This window comes from Paenibacillus sp. B01, assembly GCF_009649995.1.
GTDB lineage: Bacteria > Bacillota > Bacilli > Paenibacillales > Paenibacillaceae > Paenibacillus_O > Paenibacillus_O pasadenensis.
Window position 1 is genome coordinate 4204936 of the sequence record NZ_CP045802.1, and the last position, 17212, is coordinate 4222147.

At 65.6% G+C, this 17212-nt stretch carries 15 protein-coding genes; 7 read left to right on the forward strand and 8 right to left on the reverse strand.

Features of this window, described 5'->3' with window-relative positions; translation table 11 throughout:
* Positions 1-71 precede the first annotated feature (71 nt).
* Positions 72-1916, forward strand: a complete 1845-nt coding sequence (gene asnB, locus GE073_RS18070; protein ID WP_153784005.1) for an asparagine synthase (glutamine-hydrolyzing) — start codon at positions 72-74, stop codon at positions 1914-1916.
* Between the two features lie 1308 nt (positions 1917-3224).
* Here asnB and rdgB read toward each other — a convergent pair.
* The 3 genes from rdgB to GE073_RS18085 form a co-directional block, all read right to left on the reverse strand.
* The gene (gene rdgB, locus GE073_RS18075) at positions 3225-3878 is read right to left on the reverse strand and encodes an RdgB/HAM1 family non-canonical purine NTP pyrophosphatase (protein WP_153784006.1); all 654 of its coding nucleotides are present in this window, start codon (positions 3876-3878) and stop codon (positions 3225-3227) included.
* On the reverse strand, positions 3875-4621 hold the full coding sequence (gene rph / locus GE073_RS18080; RefSeq protein ID WP_028599066.1) for a ribonuclease PH: 747 nt from the start codon (positions 4619-4621) through the stop codon (positions 3875-3877). Before rph ends, rdgB begins: the two co-directional genes overlap by 4 nt.
* 199 nt (positions 4622-4820) lie before the next feature.
* Positions 4821-5906 carry a GerMN domain-containing protein gene (locus GE073_RS18085; RefSeq protein ID WP_101807941.1) on the reverse strand — a complete coding sequence of 362 codons (1086 nt, stop codon included), beginning with the start codon at positions 5904-5906 and terminating at the stop codon, positions 4821-4823.
* Positions 5907-6044: 138 nt separating this feature from the next.
* On the opposite strand from GE073_RS18085, the gene GE073_RS18090 reads away from it, so the two are divergent.
* Positions 6045-6599: a phosphatidylglycerophosphatase A family protein gene (locus GE073_RS18090; RefSeq protein WP_153784007.1), complete on the forward strand. Its 555-nt coding sequence runs from the start codon at positions 6045-6047 to the stop codon at positions 6597-6599.
* Between the two features lie 233 nt (positions 6600-6832).
* Here GE073_RS18090 and GE073_RS18095 read toward each other — a convergent pair whose 3' ends face one another.
* From GE073_RS18095 to GE073_RS18105, 3 genes are all read right to left on the reverse strand, one after another.
* The gene (locus tag GE073_RS18095; protein ID WP_153784008.1) at positions 6833-7189 is read right to left on the reverse strand and encodes a cupin domain-containing protein; all 357 of its coding nucleotides are present in this window, start codon (positions 7187-7189) and stop codon (positions 6833-6835) included.
* Positions 7190-7286: 97 nt separating this feature from the next.
* Positions 7287-8438 (reverse strand): MBL fold metallo-hydrolase, encoded by a 1152-nt coding sequence (locus GE073_RS18100; RefSeq protein WP_228551626.1) that lies wholly within the window; start codon positions 8436-8438, stop codon positions 7287-7289.
* Complete coding sequence (locus tag GE073_RS18105; RefSeq protein WP_153784009.1) at positions 8435-9178, reverse strand: class I SAM-dependent methyltransferase; 744 nt, start codon at positions 9176-9178, stop codon at positions 8435-8437. Before GE073_RS18105 ends, GE073_RS18100 begins: the two co-directional genes overlap by 4 nt.
* 150 nt (positions 9179-9328) lie before the next feature.
* Between GE073_RS18105 and GE073_RS18110 the strand changes: the two genes are divergently transcribed.
* The 3 genes from GE073_RS18110 to GE073_RS18120 are packed head-to-tail and all read left to right on the forward strand — an operon-like array spanning position 9329 to position 12913.
* Positions 9329-10660, forward strand: coding sequence for a spore germination protein (locus GE073_RS18110; protein WP_153784010.1), 1332 nt, complete (start codon positions 9329-9331; stop codon positions 10658-10660).
* A complete protein-coding gene (locus GE073_RS18115; RefSeq protein ID WP_153784011.1) occupies positions 10657-11784 on the forward strand; it encodes a GerAB/ArcD/ProY family transporter in 1128 nt (375 codons plus the stop codon). The genes GE073_RS18110 and GE073_RS18115 overlap by 4 nt, the downstream gene beginning before the upstream one ends.
* Positions 11771-12913 carry a Ger(x)C family spore germination protein gene (locus GE073_RS18120; protein ID WP_153784012.1) on the forward strand — a complete coding sequence of 381 codons (1143 nt, stop codon included), beginning with the start codon at positions 11771-11773 and terminating at the stop codon, positions 12911-12913. The genes GE073_RS18115 and GE073_RS18120 overlap by 14 nt, the downstream gene beginning before the upstream one ends.
* A 15-nt stretch (positions 12914-12928) precedes the next feature.
* Here GE073_RS18120 and fni read toward each other — a convergent pair whose 3' ends face one another.
* On the reverse strand, positions 12929-13999 hold the full coding sequence (gene fni, locus GE073_RS18125; protein ID WP_028599074.1) for a type 2 isopentenyl-diphosphate Delta-isomerase: 1071 nt from the start codon (positions 13997-13999) through the stop codon (positions 12929-12931).
* Positions 14000-14228: 229 nt separating this feature from the next.
* Between fni and nagB the strand changes: the two genes are divergently transcribed.
* Together nagB and nagA are read left to right on the forward strand one after the other, a co-directional pair.
* Entirely contained in the window at positions 14229-14996 is a 768-nt protein-coding gene (gene nagB, locus GE073_RS18130; protein ID WP_052333279.1) for a glucosamine-6-phosphate deaminase, read from the forward strand.
* Positions 14969-16141 carry an N-acetylglucosamine-6-phosphate deacetylase gene (gene nagA, locus GE073_RS18135; RefSeq protein ID WP_153784013.1) on the forward strand — a complete coding sequence of 391 codons (1173 nt, stop codon included), beginning with the start codon at positions 14969-14971 and terminating at the stop codon, positions 16139-16141. Before nagB ends, nagA begins: the two co-directional genes overlap by 28 nt.
* Positions 16142-16413: 272 nt before the next feature.
* Here nagA and GE073_RS18140 read toward each other — a convergent pair whose 3' ends face one another.
* On the reverse strand, positions 16414-17211 hold the full coding sequence (locus GE073_RS18140) for a DeoR/GlpR family DNA-binding transcription regulator (RefSeq protein WP_028599076.1): 798 nt from the start codon (positions 17209-17211) through the stop codon (positions 16414-16416).
* Position 17212: the final 1 nt, after the last annotated feature.

The window sequence follows — 17212 nt, forward strand, 5'->3', positions numbered from 1 at the left end:
CCGATTCCGCATATTCATGGTCGTATGTCGCTTTTCGCCGCAAGCTTACGAACAAGAGAGGAATGAACCCCATGTGCGGATTCACCGGATGGATCGATTGGACACGCGACCTGACCTTGCATAGCGAGGATTTGGAACGGATGACCGCTACCCTTGCGCTGCGGGGACCGGACGCTTCCGGCACCTGGATCTCGGGCTCCTGCGCCCTCGGACATCGCAGGCTGTCGGTCATGGACCCGGAAAACGGCGCTCAGCCGATGATCCGCAGCCAGGACGGCCAGAAATTCGTCATCGTCTACAACGGCGAGCTGTACAACGCGCCGGAGCTGAAGCGCGAGCTGGAAGGCCGCGGACGCCGCTTCACGACGACCTGCGATACGGAAGTTCTGCTCACCGCTTATATGGAATGGGGACCGGCTGCCGTCGAGAAATTCAACGGCATCTTTGCCTTCGCCATCTGGGACGATCAGGAGCAGAAGCTGTTTCTCGCGCGCGACCGCGTCGGCGTGAAGCCGCTGTTCGTCAGCCATGCGGGCGGACAGTTCGTCTTCGGCTCGGAGCCGAAGGCGCTGCTCGCCCATCCCGCCGTCTCGTCCGATGTCGGCGCCCAGGGCATCGCCGAGCTGTTCATCGTCGGCCCGGCCCGCACGCCCGGAGTCGGCGTGTACAAGGACCTGACCGAGCTGCTGCCCGGCAAATGCATGACCGTCGACCGCGGCGGCGCGCGCGTGCATACGTACTGGGAGCTGCGCAGCCGGGAGCATGAGCACGGCGTCGAGGAGACGGCCGCCCATGTCGGCGAGCTGCTGCGCGACACGGTCGAGCGCCAGCTCGCCTCCGACGTGCCGGTCGGCACGCTGCTCTCCGGCGGCCTCGATTCCAGCGCCCTGACCGCGCTGGCGGTCGACTTCTACGGCCGCAGCGGAGCCGGCTCGCTCGATACGTTCTCGGTCGACTATGTCGACAACGACAAGTTCTTCAAGTCGCATGCGTTCCAGCCGAACGCGGACGCGCCGTGGATCGAAAAGATGGTGAGCCATCTTGGCACGGCGCATCACGACATCAAGTTCGATACGCCCGAGCTCGTGGCCGCGCTCGACGACGCGCTGACGGCGCGCGACCTGCCGGGCATGGCCGATGTCGACGCCTCGCTGCTGCTGTTTTGCCGGGAGATCAAGAAGGGCGTCACCGTCGCGATCTCGGGCGAGGCGGCCGACGAGGTGTTCGGCGGCTATCCTTGGTTCCATCGCGAGGAGTCGCTCAACGCCGGCACGTTCCCGTGGGCGCTCGCCTCGCCGATGCGGGCGGAGCTGCTCTCGCCGGAGATGCAGGAATGGACGCGGCCGCTCGAGTACATCGGCGACCGCTACAGCGAGGCCGTCGCCGCGGTGCCGCATCTGAGCGGAGAGAACGAGCTGCAGCGCAAGATGCGCACGATGAGCTATCTCAACATCACGCGCTTCATGCCGACGCTGCTTGACCGCAAGGACCGGATGAGCATGGCGGCCGGGCTCGAGGTGAGGGTGCCTTTCTGCGATCATCGGCTGATCGAGTACGTCTTCAACATCCCGTGGGCGATCAAGACCGCAGGGGACCGCGAGAAGGGCATCCTGCGCCAGTCGCTGCGCGGCGCGCTGCCGGACGACGTGCTGTTCCGCAAGAAGAGTCCGTATCCGAAGACGCATAACCCGAACTATCTGAACGCCGTCCGCTCCAAGCTGATGGAGGTGCTGGACGATCCGTCCTCGCCGATCCTGCCGCTCATCAACGCCAAGAAGGTGCGCGAGATCGCCGAGTCCGACGCCGCCAGCTCCAATATCCCGTGGTTCGGCCAGCTGATGAGCGGACCGCAGCTGTTCGCCTACCTGTACCAGGTCAACCGCTGGCTGACGCAGTACGGCGTGCGGGTCGTCTGACCGGCAAAGGCTTCGGGAATGGCAGCGATGGCGGATCCGGTCGCGATGACCGGTTCGAGGCCGAAGTCCGCTTCGCGGGGCAGGGATCGAGACCGGTAGCCGCTTCGCGGAGCGGGGATCGAGACCGGCAGACGTTTCGCGGAAAGGGGATCGTAACCGGCAGACGCTTCGCGGACGGGGACTCGTTCCGATCTCCCTGGAGCCCAGATTCCTTTGATTCTATTCTTCCGAAACGGAAGGAATCCGGCCTCCAAGGGAACCGCTGACGCTTCTCCACGAGCCCCCGTCCGCTTCGCTCCCCCGGTTTCCTCATCCCCGCCGCTTCGCTCGCCATCTGCAACTCGATTTCGCAGCTGACCAATCGTTCCCCGATTGGTCAGCTGCTCTTTTTTGCGCAGCTTTGACCGGAAGAACCTCCTCACACCCGTCCAAGTCGATTCCTTCGACTTGCGGACCCGACATCGAGCCCCTCCGACCGCCTCCCAACGGATTCCCGCACAGCTCCCGACGGTTCAGCACCCGCTTGTCCGAGTTACTCGGGTTTTCCGCGCAACTCCACCATTCGGGCCCACGTTTGAACCAAGTTACTCGGGTTTTCCGCGTAACTCCGCCGTTCGGGCACTCGTTTGAACTGAGTTACTCGGATTTTCCGCGTAACTCCCCCGTCCGGGCACGCGTTTGAACCGAGCTGCTCGGTTTTTCCGCGTAACTCCGCCGTCCGGGCCCACGTTTGAATCGAGCTGCTCGGGTTTTCCGCGTAACTCCCCCGTCCGGGCACGCGTTTGAACCGAGCTGCTCGGTTTTTCCGCGTAACTCCGCCGTCCGGGCCCACGTTTGAATCGAGCTGCTCGGGTTTTCCGCGTAACTCCCCCGTCCGGGCACGCGTTTGAACCGAGCTGCTCGGTTTTTCCGCGTAACTCCGCCGTCCGGGCCCACGTTTGAATCGAGCCGCTCGGTTTTTCCTCGTAACTCCCGTCGGTTCGGCACCCGCTTGCCCGAGTTACTCGGTTTTTCCGCGTAACTCCACCGTCCGGGCCCGCGCTTGAATCGAGCTGCTCGGTTTTTCCGCGTAACTCCCCTGTTCGGGCGCATGTTCGAGACGAGCTGCTTAGTTGCAAAGCCAAAAAGCGTTTCCTCCCTCGGCCGGACCGAGGAAGGAAACGCCTTTTTTGAGGGATGTGGCGAGCCGGCTGCGAACCGGCTGGCTCCGCCAGCGCGGAACGCCCGAGCTGCGGCGGGACGCCTCTCGCGGCGACGGCGCGGCCGCAAGGACCGCGCCGTCCAGGCAGCTGAAGCAGCGCGGCATCGCTACAGCCGGATGCCTGAGCGCTCCAGCTCGGCGAGCAGGCGGCGCAGCGCCTCGCCGCGATGGCTGACGCGCTGCTTCTCCTCGACGCTCAGCTCGGCGGCGGAGCGGCCGAGCTCCGGCAGCCAGAGCAGCGGATCGTAGCCGAAGCCCCCGCTGCCGCGCGGAGCGTCCAGCACGAAGCCCTCCATCGCGCCCTCGCTCTCGATGTAGCCGTCCCGCTCCGGCACGTACAGCGCCAGCGCGCAGACGAAGCGGCCCGCGCTGAGCAGCCGGCCGCCGTCCGGCGGCGCGGCGGCGCGGCCGGACGCGTCCGCTCCGGCCGCCTCCAGCTCGCGCAGCAGCTTGGCGTTGTTGCGCGCATCCGTCGCGCCCGGCCCGGAGTAGCGGGCGGAGTAGACGCCCGGCGCTCCGTCGAGCGCGTCGACGCATAGCCCAGAGTCGTCGGCGAGCACCGGCGCGCCGAGCAGCCGGCCGATCGTGCCGGCCTTGATGCGGGCGTTGGCGGCGAACGTGTCGCCGTCCTCTACCGGCTCGGGCAGCTCGGGGTAGTCCTTCAGGCTGCGCACGGACAAGCCGAGCCCGGCGAAGGCATGGGCGAATTCCTTCACCTTGCCGGCGTTGCCGGTGGCGACGACGATATAGCCCCCGCTCATGCTCGGCCCGTCCCGATGCGCGCGCCTGCGGCTCCAAGCGCCATCTGCTGAATCTCGATCAGCTCGCGGATTCCCTGCTCGCCTAGCGACAGCAGGCGGTCCAGCTCCTCGCGCGAGAACGGCTCCTCCTCGCCGGTGCCCTGCAGCTCCACGAACGAGCCTGCGCCCGTCATGACGAGATTCATGTCCACCTTGGCGCGGGAATCCTCCTCATAGTGCAGGTCCAGGCGCGGCTCGCCGCCGATGATGCCGACGCTCGTCGAGGCGAGGTAATCCGTAAGGGGATAGACGGCGAACGGCGAGCGCGCGTCGATTTTGGCGACCGCCAGCGCCAGCGCGACGAAGCTCCCGGTGATCGACGTCGTGCGCGTCCCTCCGTCCGCCTGCAGCACGTCGCAGTCGAGCGTGATCGTCCGCTCGCCGAGCGCCTGCAGGTTGACGACCGAGCGCAGCGCGCGCCCGATCAGCCGCTGGATCTCCATCGTGCGGCCGTTCACCTTGCCCCGCTGCGACTCGCGCTGGCTGCGCGTATGGGTCGCGCGCGGCAGCATGGAATACTCCGCCGTCACCCAGCCCTTGCCTTGTCCTTTCATAAAAGGCGGGACCCGCTCCTCGACCGAGGCGGTGCACAGCACCTTCGTGTCTCCAGCCTCGATCAGCACCGAGCCCTCCGCATATTTGTTCACGCCGACCGCGATCGCGACCGGCCTCAGCTGGCTCGGCTTGCGTCCATCCGATCTCATTCTGACTGAACTCCTCCTTCATTCGCATCCGTGCAAGTAGCCCCCATTGTAGCAGACGCGCCCGCGAAAATCATCCCGCCGCCTGCTGGCCTTCCCCATCCCGCCATGCGCCGGACGCGGAAAAGCCCGCTCCGGGCGGCCTGAGCCGGACGGAAGCGGGCTATCGCTGCGGCAAGGGTTTCCTGCCGGAATCGTTGGGCTAGGACTTGAAGGCGTTCAGCTGCTCCGGCCGGCTGACCGGCTCCGTGTACGACGTGTCGAGCTCATCCTTGAAGTCGGAGGCGCCGTTCAGCTTGATCTGCACCTGGTCGACGCCGGCGTTGTCGGTCAGCGACAGCACGACCGCGCGCATCATCTCGGCCGGAGCGACATCGCCTTTTTTGTACGCCTCGTCCTTCAGGTCGAGCGTGATCGTATCCTTGTTCTGCGTAATCTTGTCGACGCTCACGTCCTGCAGCCAGACGGGCAGCAGCCGACTTTCCTCCAGCGGGCCTTCGGCGAGCTGGTCGAGCGCTGCCGTCAGCTTGTCGGTCGTCCGGGGAACGAGACGGGTGACCGGCACGAAGTAAGGATCGCCAAGCTCGGTCTTGCTGGAGAAATAAAGCGTCACCGGCGTGGACAAGCTGTAGTCGACTCCGCTGTCGGCCTCCAGATTGATGCCGATCGCGCGGGTGAGGGCGCGGTCGAGCGGATATTGGCCGACCGGCATTTCCTGCAGCCGCTCGCCTTCCTCCCACAGCTCCACGCCTTGAATGCCGTCCAGGCCCGTCAGCGTATACGTGATCGCCTCGAGCATCGTGCGCTCGTCCTGCTCGTTGTAGTCGCTGAACTGCTTGGAGAACTCGACCGTGGCGAGCTTCGTCTTTTCGTTGACCTGAACGTTCAGCACCTGCGTGCCTTGGGGAAGCACGCCGCTGAAGCCTTCAGGCAGCAGCTTCGAATAAGCGCCACCGTCCACGAGCAGCTCGAGCGCCTGCGCCTCGGCCGTCAGCTTGCTGTCCAGCTTGGCCTGAATCGTGACGGGAGCGAGATAGCCCTCGGCGTCCTTGAGGTAGACGGTCAGGCCGGATGCCTCGCCCTGCGCCGACACCTCGGCCGAGCCTGTCGCCGCCGCGGACGTCTGGCCGTCCGCGCCTGTAATGGCCGATCCGGTCTCGCCTTGCGGCGGATCGACGGCCTTGCTGTCCGACGGCGAGAACCAGCCGCAGCCGGCCACCATGACCGGCAGCGTCAGAGCTCCCGTCAACGCCGCCTTGCGAATCCATCTGTAGCGCTGCTGTTCCATGTTCCTGTATCCTCCCTTGGTTACCGGCCGCGTTTGCGCCGCCTGGTGGTACTAGCCCGTTTGTAGTACTATTTGTATGGGTTGTACCATCCTTTTAGACCAAGCTTGTTCCCAAAACCGTCCAAGGGGGTTTCCAGCATGTCCAAACCTGCCGCTTATGCCCTCAACAGCAAGGCTGTCGCCGAGGCGACAGCCGAATGGCTCGCCAAGCGAGGCGTGACAAAAGCCGAGATCGCCGAGCTGACCTTCTTCCTGCAGAAGGATTATTATCCGGACCTGTCTCTGGCGGAATGCGAAGAGAACATCGAGGCGGTCCTTTCCAAACGGGAAGTCCAAAATGCGATCCTGACCGGCATCCAGCTCGACCTGCTTGCCGAGGAAGGCCGGCTGCTGCCGCCGCTGCAGGAAATGATCCGCAACGACGAGGGACTGTACGGCTGCGACGAAATTCTTGCCCTGTCCATCGTCAATGTCTATGGAAGCATCGGCCTGACGAACTTCGGCTACGTCGACAAGCTGAAGCCCGGCATCCTCGTCCGTCTCAACGACAAGAATGACGGCCAGATCCATACGTTCCTCGACGACATCGTCGGCGCGATCGCGGCAGCCGCCGCAAGCCGCATCGCCCACCGCAAGCAGGCCGAGCGCGAGGAAGCCCGCGGCGAGCGCCAGGACGACGTGCCTCTGCCCTAGGGCATGTTTGCAAACCTGCTCAAGGGCATCTATCACCGCCTTTTTGCCCCCTGCTTCATTCGGGGGATGCAAACACGCCCTAGGCCGGGAGCAGCACCGGCGCGGGAGCCGTCCGCCGGCCCGACCGACCCGATCGCCAAAAAGCGTCCCGCCCCGTGCGAACGGGGAAGGACGCTTTTTTTGACGCGTCTGCTCGTGAACCGGCCGGCGCCGAGCCAGCCCGGCAAGCCAGGCTAGAATGAAGCGAGCTCCTCCATCTCGACGACGAGCTGCCCGCCCTCGACGACGATGACGGTCATGCCCGTCCTGGAGCCGGACTCATGCTCCTCGCCGGCCTCCCAATAAGCGGCCTGGCCCGCCTTTACGGAAATCCGCTTGCCGTCCGCTCCGCTCACCCAGCCTTCCCCGTCGATCAGCAGGAACAGCTGGCTCGCCTCCGCGACATGCCTGCCGACGATGCCGTTCGCCTCGATCCGCATGCTGCTCAGTTGAATCCGCCCGTCATGACGGGTAATGCCGGAGAACATGACGCCCTGGCTCGAAAAGGCATCGATCGGCCACTCCCGGCCCGGCAACTGGTAGATCTTCATCCGCTCGACTCCTCTCGCTTCTTCTTTTGCCGGTCACGATCCTGCTGTCCGCCGCCGAAACGGCAATTTGTGGCGCCCTGCCTGCTGCTGCCCGCTGCTATCCGATGCCGTTCTCGCGAGTCACCCCGCGATAGCGGATCGCCCCGTCCGCGCGGAAGCGAGCCTCCGCCCGCCCGTCCCGCTCGAGGTAGGCGAGATGGGCCAGCGTCTCGCTGAGCGCGAAGCGCAGGTTATGGATGTTGCGCCGCAGATGGACGCCGAACTCCAGCTCGCACAGCTCGAACGCGCTGGCCTCCCCCCGCTCCGCAAGCAATCCGAGCAGATGCTCCAGCCGGCGCGCATGATGCTCGGCGATCTCGCGAGCCCGCTTGCCCGCGTCCGCGAACGGCTCGCGGTGGCCGGGATAGACGCGCTCGGTCGGCAGCTCCGCCAGCTCGGCCAGGCTCGCCAGATAGGAGCGCAGCGGATCGGGATCGACGCCGTCGCCCGGCAGCAGGCTGATGTTGGGCGTGATGCGCGCCAGCACCTGATCGCCCGCGATCAGCTCGCGCCGGCCGGGCTCGTACAGGCATACCGCGCCGGGAGCATGGCCCGGAGCGTCGATCAGCCTCCAGCTGCGGCCCCCGAGCTCGACGATCTCTCCCGGCTCGAGATAGGACGGCTGCGGCTGCGGCTCGACCCGCTCGCGGAACGAATCCAGATGCGGTCCGAGAAGCGCGAGCAGCTCGTCCGGCATGCCGTGGCAGCGGAACCACGCTTCCAGCTCGCGCGGGAAGCGGCTGTCCGTTCCCCACATGCGGACCGCGTACCGATGCGCCTGCCGCGTCATCCAGACGGGACAGCCATGCTCCTGCTGCATCCATCCCGACAGGCCGTAATGGTCGGGATGCTGGTGGGTCAGCAGCACGCGGCGGATGTCTCCGCGCGCGATGCCGGCCTGCTGCTGCAGCTCGCGCCACGTCGTCCGCGCATCCTCCGTATTGAGGCCGGGGTCGATGACCGTCCAGCCGCCGTCCGGCTCGGGGACGAGGTAGGCGTTGACGAAGCGCAGCGAGTACGGCAGCGGCACGGGTACCCGCAGCCAGCCCCCGCCAAGCGGCTCCGCCTGAAGCGGATCGCGTCCGGCTCCCATGGCCGGCCTGCCGGCGTCGCCCGCATCTCCCGGCGGCCGGACGGAGGCGGCCGCCGCTCCCGACGGCCGGACGGCTCCGGCTTCCGGCGCTTTGCCGTTCTGCAGGCGCTCCGTCATGGCCTCCGTCCGAACAGGACGAGGCGCTTCGAGCGCTCGGGCTCATAGGGCTCGCCGTCATACCCGCCGCCAGCCGACTCGAGCACGAGACCCGCTTCCGCCAGCGCCGAGCGGAACCACGGCTCGCCGAGCAGGCGCACGCTTTCCGTGTAGCGCCGCGGCTCGCCGCCTGCGGCATCCGTCAGCTCGATCTTCTTGACGACGCGCCCATGCTCGATGCAGCGGCGCTCGACGATGACGGTGCCGGTCTCCTCGTCCACCCGCCTCGACTCCGGCACGAGCGTGCTCTTCACCTGCTCGGCATTGAGGAAATCGATGACGAACCGCCCTCCGGGCCTGAGAATCCGCCTCATCTCGCGCAGCACCTGCAGATGCTCCCGGTCCTCCTCGAAATAGCCGAACGAGGTGAACAGATTGACGGCCGCGTCGAACTGTCCGTCCTCGAACGGCATCCGGCGCATGTCTCCCTCGAACCAGGACACGGCCTCGCTGCCGGGCTGCGAACGCGCCTCCCGCAGCAGCGCCTGCGACAGGTCGAGGCCGCTCACCTCATAGCCGAGCCGGCTGAGCGCCAGCGAATGCCGGCCCATGCCGCAGCCGATATCGGCGATCCGAGCTCCGGGCCGCAGCTCCAGCCGCGCGGCCAGCCGTCCAACCTCCCGCTCCGCCTGCTCCCAGTCGCGATGTCGGTATGCGATCTTGTAATCCTCGCCAAAACTGCGCACGAACCATTCCGACAAGCCAGTCCACTCCTTCTTCAAGGACCCGCTTCCAGGCCCCTCTCTATCGTCCTGTTATTGTACTCCAACAGCGGCCGATCCGGCAAAGCTTGGCATAGACTGCCCGCCAGAGCGACATACTACGGCTGAACTGGAAGGGAGAGGAAGGACATGCTGCAGGCGATCCGCGAACGGTTCGCGAGCGCGACGGACGTCAAGACCCATCGGATCACGAACAGCCGCTTCATCGCGGAGGTCGCCTTCATCGCCACCCTTGTCGACGAGAGCAAGGTCAGCGACATGGTGCTCGTTCCTTTCGCCAAGGAAGAGGTGCCCTTCGACGAGCTGCTGCGCCGCAATCCGAATTTCCAGCCGCTGGACGATCCGGCCCGCTGGACCGATTCGCTGCTGCGCGGCTTCGTGCTTGTCAAGCTGAACTCGGCCATCTACAAGATGGACGCGGCCCGCATCATCCGCAATTCCACGCCGGAAACGACGGTCGAGAGCACGATCGAAGGCCCGCAAATCGCCCTCAGCGAGGACTTGATGGATTCGATCAACATGATCCGCAGCCGCTACGCCAGTCCCGACCTGCTGGAGGAGGAATTCACGGTCGGCTCGCTGTCCAAGACGCGCGTCGTCATGCTCTACGACCAGGTCCGCGTCGATCCGGCCGTGCTCGAGATCGTGCGGCTGAAGCTGCGCAGCATCCAGACCGACGTGCTCAGCGCGTCCGGGCAGCTCGCCAAGTTCATGAACGACAACCGGAAGCGGCTGTTCCCCGTCGAGATGGTCACCGAGCGCATCGACCGGCTGTCCGTCGGGCTCAGCAAGGGCAAGATCATCGTCATGATGCAGGGAAGCATGTTCGCGCTGCTGCTGCCGATCGTCTTCACCGACCTGATGAGCGCCACGGAGGACCGCTACGAGTCGTTCTGGACGTCCCTGCTGCTGCTGTCGCTGCGCTTCATCGCGCTGCTCATGACGACGACGCTGCCGGCGCTTTACATCGCGGCCATCTCCTATAATCCGGAGCTGTTCCGGGTGCAGCTCGCGTTCTCGATCGCCGGCAGCCGCGCTTCCGTGCCTTATCCGTCCTTCATCGAGGTGTTCATCATGCTGTTCATGATCGAAATGCTCGTCGAAGCGAGCGTGCGGCTGCCCAAATACATCGGCTCGACGGCGACGACCGTCGGCGGCCTCATCCTCGGCCAGGCCGCCCAGCAGGCCGGACTGGTCAGCAGCATCATGATCATCGTCACCTCCGTGATGGCGATCTCGAACTTCGTCATCCCCGTCTACTCGCTGTCGCTCTCGGTGCGCTTCATCAAATATCCGCTCATCGCGCTCGCGATCTTTTTCGGCCTGCCGGGCGTCGCGGGCGGCGTATTTGCCGGATTGATCTACCTGTGCAGCCAGCGCAGCTTCGGCAAGCCCTATTTCCGTCTGCGGCTCCCGATCGACTGGAGGCATGCGGACATCGGCGAGGTGAAAGCGGAGTGAACCGCTATTTTTATTACAGCTTCATCATGGTGGCGATGCTCAACCTGATGCTGTACGTCCCGTCGGTGCTCCTCGAGGAACGGATGACCGGCGCCGTATCCTCGCTGCTCGTGGCGATCGGGCTCGGCACGCTCACCGCCTATGCCGTCACGAGCGCGATGGCCCGCTATCCCGGGCTCGGCGTCCCGGAGATCCTCCGCCTCTACCTGCCGGAATGGATCGTGAAGACGCTGCTCTCGCTGTTCGCGTTCGTCTTCTTTTTCGCCTCCAGCTTCGCGCTCGTCGGCTATACGCTGCTCCTGAACCGCGTGCTGACGCCCGATCTGCCGGCGTGGAACCTGCTGCTCGTGCTCGGCCTGATCTGCATCTACGGGTCGACCCGCTCGTCGATGACGCTGCTGTTCCTGCTGGAGATGACGATGGTGCTGACGATCCCGGTCATCCTGTTCATCCTGTTCAAAGGCATCCGCAGCCCCGACGTCGCCTGGAACGCCATCTATACGATCGCCCAGTACGTCACGGTGCGGCCGACGCTGACGAGCGTCGCCGCCGGCACGTTCATCTTCACCGGCTACATCAATCTGGCGATCTTCAACCGCCTCAATCCGCCGAACTTTCGGCTGAAGGGCCGCTGGCTCATTCCGCTGCTCGGCAGCGGCATCCTGCTGACGACGTTTTTCCTCCCGATCGGCTATCACGGCACGATGGCGGTCGACCGCTACATGTACGTCTGGACGCAGACCGCCGACTCGATGACGATGAGCTTCGGCTTCATCGAGCGCGTGCTGTTCCTGTTCCTGCTCGTCTATCTTGCGCTCACGCTGCTCTATACGAGCATCGGCTGGCATCAGGCGATCGAGTTCATCCATAGCCTGCGCAAGGACCGCAAGTTCGAGGTCGACTCCACGGAGACGCCGGCCTCGTCCTGGTGGATCAGCAGCATCTTTTTCGCGCTCAGCGTCGCCAGCATGTTTTTCCTGGATGAAAAGCTGACGCTCGCCGTGGCCGAGATCTGGCTGACCTTCCGCATGTTCATCGAGCAGGGAGCGGCGGCCCTGCTGTTCCTGCTGAGCTTCAAGCGTCCGCCGGACGCCGCGAAGGAGGCCGCCCATGATTCGGCTTGACGCGCCGCGCCGGCCTTCTCTGCCGCTGCGCGCCTTCTCGCGCCGGCTCGCGGCGCTGCTGCTCGCCGCCGCTCTGCTCCTGCAGGCGACGGGCTGCGGGTTCATCGACATCGACAAGCGCTTTTTCGTCGTCGCGCTCTCCGTCGACAAGTCCGGCAACGACAAAAAGCCGTACCGCATCACGATCCGGCTGTCGATCCCGAACTCCAAGACCGAGCCCGGCATGGAAAAGTCGCAGATCGAAACGATCGACGCCAAGGAAATATCCGAAGGACTGCGCATCCTCAAGTCCCGCGTGGACAAGGAAATCGACCTCGGGCATTGCAAGGTGCTGCTCCTCGGCGAGCAGCTGGCTCGCGACGACATCTCCGACGCGGTCGAATGGATGATGCGCCGGCGCGACATCCAGTCGTCCGCGTTCGTCGCCGTCGGCCAGCCGGACGGCCGCCGCATCCTCGAGCAGATGCCGCTCTCCGAGCGTTATTCCGGCAATACGCTGTTCCTCACCTTCGGCGGCGACGCCACCAAGTCCTCGTTCATCCGGCCGATCAAGCTGTTCGATCTGTTCCGGCGCATCAACGAGCATGGGATGGACCCGTATCTGCCTATCGTGTCGCTGACGAAAAACGGCTATGAGGTCGACCGGCTCGCCCTGCTCGACAAGACGCGCATCCGAGCCGTGCTCGGCCCCGATGAGACCCAGCTGTTCAACCAGCTCGACCAGCAGTACATCAACTCCACGATCAAGACGTCCTTTGAGGATCGTACGGTCATGCTGGCCGTCATGGACTTGACCGTGCGCGAGAAGATCAGGCGCGCCGGCGCCGGCCAGGGAACGCTCGACCTGAGCATCCATGCGGGCGGCACGCTCGAGGAAGGCCCGAACGACATCCTGCACCGGCATGCCGCCGTCGTCGAAGCGAGCTTCGAGCGCGATCTCGCGGCGAAAACGGAGGCTCTGCTCCGCAAAATCCAGCGCAGCGGCGTCGATCCGCTGCAGTTCGGCCTGCGCTTTCGGGCGACCCATAGGAGCAAGCAGGCGTTCGAGGAGTGGCAGGAGATGTACCCGACGCTGAAATTCCGGGTCCGGACCGACGTGGACATCCAAGGCGCCGGACGGATCAAATAAAAGAAGCCTGTCCGCCTAGAGGCGGACAGGCTTCAGCTTGTCTCCTTGCGCCAGCTCGCGCAGCGTGCCCGAGCCGGTGGCGAACATCGCCGTCCGCAGCTCGAACTCGATCTGCTCCATGCGGGCGGCGATATTCCGCGCGGCATCGCTGCCGGAGGCCGCGTCCGGCAGCAGCAGCCGGCCGAACCCGGCCAGATCGGCGCCGAGCGCGATCGCCTTGGCCGCGTCGACGCCGCTGCGGAGGCCGCCGGAGGCGATCAGCGTCGCTTGCGGCAGCCGCAAGCGGATCGCCGGCACGCATTCGGCCGTCGGAATGCCCCAGTCGGCGAACGCGTCCGCCGCTTCCGCATGCAGGCGGCTGCGAGCGCGATGCTTCTCGACCTGGCTCCACGACGTTCCGCCGGCGCCGGCGCAGTCGATGAACGCCGCTCCGGCATCGGCGAGCCGCTCCGCCGTCGCGGCCGATAGCCCCCAGCCGACTTCCTTGACGCCGACCGGAACGCCGCTGCTGCGGCATACCGTCTCGATCAGCCGCAGCAGTCCCCGGAAGTTCGTGTCTCCTTCCGGCTGGAACACCTCCTGCAGCGCATTGAGATGCAGCACGAGCGCATCCGCCTCGGCCATCTCCACCAGCCTCCGGCAGGCGTCCGCATCGAGCCCGTAGTTGAGCTGGACCGCGCCGACGTTGGCGATGATCGGCACGTCCGGAGCGTCGCGGCGGATCTCGAACGAGGCCGCGAGCTCCGGCTTCTCCCACGCCGCCCGCATCGAGCCGAGCCCGATCGCCCAGCCCCTCGCCTGGGCCGCTTCCGCCAAGCCGCGGTTGATGCGTCCCGCCTCGTCCGTCCCGCCCGTCATCGAGCTGACGAGCAGGGGCGCCTTGAGCTTGCGGCCGAGCCAGCTGGCGGAGAGGTCCACCTCCTGCCAGTCCAGCTCCGGCAGCGCCTCATGCTCGAAGCGGTAGCGGTCGAAGCCTGCTCCGCCGGACGACCGGCTCTCCACCTGCTCCTCGAGGCAGATCCGGATATGCTCGGCCTTGCGCGAGCCCGTATCCTCGCCTCCGGGCTGGCGATACGGTTCCGTCATCGCGTTCCCCATCCTTCCTTGTTCGGCCTGCGGCGCCGTCCTGCGCCGGCCTTTCGTGTCCCCATCATACCCGCTCGAGTGCCGCAGGGGCAAATGGCGCTTCTCTCGGCATCGACTTGATTGCATTGTTCAATTTTATGTACATTTCAATCAAATTTATTGTCACCGAGCTAGAAAGCGCGTAAACTAAAGGAAACCATGAGGGAAGTTTATCGGAGGGGAAGCTGAGATGGACATTCGGATCTTTGAAGACAATCTGGAGCTTGACCAGGCGGCGGCGCGGCTCATCGCCGATCTGACGAAAGCCAAGCCGAACGCGGTGCTCGGGCTCGCCACAGGCTCGACTCCGGTCGGAATCTACCGCAGCCTGGTCGAGACGGCCGCTGCGGAGGGCATCACCTTCAAAAACGTCACGACCTACAACCTGGACGAGTACGTAGGCTTGACGCCCGACAACGAGCAAAGCTACGCTTATTACATGAACCAGCATCTGTTCTCCAAAATCGACATCCCGCTGAACCAGACGTTCCTGCCGGACGGCATGGCGGCCGATCTGGACGCTTTCTGCGCGAAGTACGACCGCATGCTCGAAAGCGCGCGCGTCGATCTGCAGCTGCTCGGCCTCGGCCACAACGGCCACATCGGCTTCAACGAGCCGGATCGCGAGCTTGCCGCAGGCACCCATGTCGTCACGCTCGACGAGGCGACCCGCGAGGCGAACGCCCGCTTCTTCGCCTCGCTCGACGAAGTGCCGACGCAGGCGGTCACGATGGGCGTCGGCTCCATCCTCAAGGCGGCGCGCATCCTGCTCGTCGTCCGCGGCGCCGACAAGGCCGAGGTCGTGAAGCGCGCGCTGGCCGGTCCGGTCACGACGGACTGCCCGGCCTCGCTGCTGCAGCTTCACGCCGACGTCACGGTCCTGCTCGACAAGGAGGCAGCAAGCCTGCTGGCAACAGGAGGGAACCAAGGATGCAGCCCTTTCGCATCAGCAATGTAATGATCGCCGTCGACGGAGCCGCTGTTCACGGCTCCGTCTCCGTGAAGGACGGCCGGATCGACTCGATCTCGCCCGACGCAGGCGCCGAGCCGGCGGCCGGCGAGACGACGATCGACGGGCGCGGCGGCTGGCTGCTGCCGGGCTTCATCGATCTTCACGTGCACGGCGGCTACGGCGCCGACTTCATGGATGCCGGCCACGAGGCCTATGACACGATCTCCAGATTCCATGCCCAGCACGGCACGACGACGATGCTCGCCACGACGATGACCGAATCGCCGGGCCGCATCCGCGCTACGCTGGATGCCGTCGACGAGTACCGCAGCGCGCCGATGCCTTATGCGCGTCTGGCCGGCGTGCATCTCGAGGGGCCGTTCGTCAGTCCCGACTGGATGGGCGCCCAGAATCCCGCGCATCGCGTCGATCCGAGGCTCGACTGGCTGGAGGAGTGGCATGACGCCTATCCGACGCTGATCAAGCAGATGACGCTCGCACCAGAGCGCGAAGGCGCGCTGCAGATGATCGCCTGGCTCTCCGAGCGAGGCATCGTCGCCTCCGCCGGCCATACGGACGCGCGCTTCGACGACATGCAGGCGGCAGCCGACGCGGGCCTGCGCGGCATGACGCATACGTTCAACGCCTGCCGCGGCCTGCACCATCGCGAGCCTGGAGCGGTCGGGGCGGCGCTGACCGACGACCGCATCCATGCCGAGCTGATCGCCGACGGCCATCATGTCCATGATGCGGCGATGCGGCTGCTCGCCCGCGCCAAGCCGCCCGGCAAGCTGACGCTCATCACCGATGCGATCGCGGCAGCCGGCCTCGAGGACGGAATGTACGAGCTCGGCGGCCTGGCCGTCACGATGAAGGACGGCGTCTGCCGCCTCGCCGATGGCGGCAATCTCGCCGGCAGCACGCTGACGATGGAGGCGGCGCTGAAGCGCTTCGTGCAGGCGACCGGCTGGACCGTGCCGCAAGCGAGCGTGCTCGCCAGCGCCAACCCGGCGCAGCTGCTCGGCCTCTCCGAGCAGACCGGCAGCATCGCCGCAGGCAAATGGGCCGACCTCGTGCTGCTGACCGAGGAGCTCGACGTCGTCGGCACCTGGGTATGCGGCCGCCGCGTCTTCGAAGCCGAGCCGCGCTGAAGCCCGCTTCGCGCGAGCTGTATCGGCGTCGTCCGCGAAGCCTCCGCCCTTTATCGCTGAATTCAAAAAAGCGTCCCGCCCGATTTTTCATCGGGCAGGACGCTTTTTTTTGGATCGGCTTGCGGAAGCTCCGCTCCAGAGCGGCGTCGACGCCATCCGCTTAAAATAGGAGAATCTGCGGAATCCGCCTTCATCGGAATCGGAGAGAGGCTTCGGGCGCGGAACGATCGTTTACGCCCGAAAGCGGCCTTCGTCAAGCTTCGGGCTCGGCGCTACGCTTCTTCCTCGTCCTCGTCGCCCGCCAAATAGACGGTCACGCCGCAGCGGCGGGCATAATCGGACAGCGCCCCCTCGAGCGGACGGTCGGTGATGACCGCGTCCAGATCCTTGAGCTGGGCGATCGAGAACAGCGACGTGCGCCCGACCTTGCTCTGGTCGAACACCGCATAGGTGATCTGCGAGCGGCTGATGAGCGCCTTGGCGATCTGCGCCTCCTGCTCGGAATACGTCGTGATGCCGCCGTTCTCGGAGATGCCGTCGACGCCGATGAACATCTTGCCGATGTTCAGATGCGACACCATGCCCTCGCCGAGCGGCCCGCACAGCTCGAAGCTGTTATGCCGCATCATGCCCCCGGTGACGACGACCTGGATGTCGCTGCCGGCCAGCTCCATCGCGATGTTGACCGCATTGGTCACGACCGTGATGCCGCGGCGCATCTTGATGAGCTTGGCGATCAGATAGTTCGTCGTTCCCCCGGACAGGCCGACGACGTCGCCCTCCACGATATGGCGGGCAGCCTCGGCCGCGATATGCTCCTTCTCCAGCAGCGAGATGCCCTGACGCTCGGCGAACGAGCTGTCCCGCACCGGATTCATCCCGTCGTACATCGCCCCGCCGATCGTCCGCACGAGCGGTCCGGTCCGCTCCAGCAGCTCCAGGTCGCGCCGCGCCGTCGCCTCCGAGCAGCCGAACCGCTCCACGATATCGGAAATCGTGATCCGCCCTTGCTGCTTGAGCACCGTCAGGATGCCTTCGCGCCTGCGTTCTCCCTTGTTCATTTCGGTCATC

Excerpts from the sequence above, each read along its gene's own strand:
- asnB (WP_153784005.1), top strand. The coding sequence starts at position 72 with ATGTGCGGATTCACCGGATGGATCGATTGGACACGCGACCTGACCTTG.
- rdgB (WP_153784006.1), bottom strand. The coding sequence starts at position 3,878 with ATGAGCGGGGGCTATATCGTCGTCGCCACCGGCAACGCCGGCAAGGTG.
- rph (WP_028599066.1), bottom strand. The coding sequence starts at position 4,621 with ATGAGATCGGATGGACGCAAGCCGAGCCAGCTGAGGCCGGTCGCGATC.
- GE073_RS18085 (WP_101807941.1), bottom strand. The coding sequence starts at position 5,906 with ATGGAACAGCAGCGCTACAGATGGATTCGCAAGGCGGCGTTGACGGGA.
- GE073_RS18090 (WP_153784007.1), top strand. The coding sequence starts at position 6,045 with ATGTCCAAACCTGCCGCTTATGCCCTCAACAGCAAGGCTGTCGCCGAG.
- GE073_RS18095 (WP_153784008.1), bottom strand. The coding sequence starts at position 7,189 with ATGAAGATCTACCAGTTGCCGGGCCGGGAGTGGCCGATCGATGCCTTT.
- GE073_RS18100 (WP_228551626.1), bottom strand. The coding sequence starts at position 8,438 with ATGACGGAGCGCCTGCAGAACGGCAAAGCGCCGGAAGCCGGAGCCGTC.
- GE073_RS18110 (WP_153784010.1), top strand. The coding sequence starts at position 9,329 with ATGCTGCAGGCGATCCGCGAACGGTTCGCGAGCGCGACGGACGTCAAG.
- GE073_RS18120 (WP_153784012.1), top strand. The coding sequence starts at position 11,771 with ATGATTCGGCTTGACGCGCCGCGCCGGCCTTCTCTGCCGCTGCGCGCC.
- fni (WP_028599074.1), bottom strand. The coding sequence starts at position 13,999 with ATGACGGAACCGTATCGCCAGCCCGGAGGCGAGGATACGGGCTCGCGC.
- nagB (WP_052333279.1), top strand. The coding sequence starts at position 14,229 with ATGGACATTCGGATCTTTGAAGACAATCTGGAGCTTGACCAGGCGGCG.
- nagA (WP_153784013.1), top strand. The coding sequence starts at position 14,969 with ATGCAGCCCTTTCGCATCAGCAATGTAATGATCGCCGTCGACGGAGCC.
- GE073_RS18140 (WP_028599076.1), bottom strand. The coding sequence starts at position 17,211 with ATGACCGAAATGAACAAGGGAGAACGCAGGCGCGAAGGCATCCTGACG.